The following is a 688-nucleotide window of genomic DNA, read 5'->3' on the forward strand; positions in this document are numbered from 1 at the left end:
GTCAGCCACGAAACCCTCTATGCGTGGATCTACTCACCAGTCCAACGTGGGCTGGCCCTGTGGCAATACCTGGCACGTGGACAGCGCAAACGTCGCAAGCGAGGACCCGCCCGCAAGGTCCGCCGAGCACCCCAGATCCGCTACCGGATCCCGATCCACCAGCGCCCCGCGGTGATCGAGGACCGAGCCGAGTTCGGTCATTGGGAGGCCGACAGCGTGCTTGGCGCCAGCGGCACCGGGGCACTGCACACCGAGGTCGAACGGACCAGCAGGTTCCTGGTCGCCACCAAGATCAGCGCCACGACAGCCCAAACCACCCTGGCCGCCCAACAAGCCATGATCAACGAACTCCCCCCGCATGCGGTGAAGTCAATCACCGCCGACAACGGCTCGGAGTTCGCCTGGCACTACAAGCTCGCCGACACCACCGCAGTACCGACCTACTTCGCCGTCCCGTACTCATCCTGGCAGCGTGGCACCAACGAGCACTTCAACGGCCGCATCCGCAAATACCTGCCCAAACGAACCCGCCTCGACACCATCACCGACGACGAACTGGCCGACATCATCACCGAGATCAACAACCGGCCACGCAAAGTCCTCGGCTGGCAGACCCCAGCCGAAGTGTTCAACCACCTATGCTCGACCCCAGCCACACCAACCGTTGCACTTCAGATTTGAATCCGGG

The 688-nt window shown here is 63.4% G+C and carries 1 protein-coding gene; it reads left to right on the top strand.

Translation table 11 applies throughout. The features are described from left to right. On the top strand, positions 1 to 681 hold a 681-nt coding region (locus G8760_RS29700; protein ID WP_166356437.1), incomplete at its 5' end, for an IS30 family transposase. Between the last annotated feature and the right edge of the window lie 7 nt (positions 682 to 688).

The sequence above is a fragment of the Phytoactinopolyspora limicola genome, from assembly GCF_011320225.1.
GTDB classification, from domain to species: Bacteria; Actinomycetota; Actinomycetes; order Jiangellales; family Jiangellaceae; genus Phytoactinopolyspora; species Phytoactinopolyspora limicola.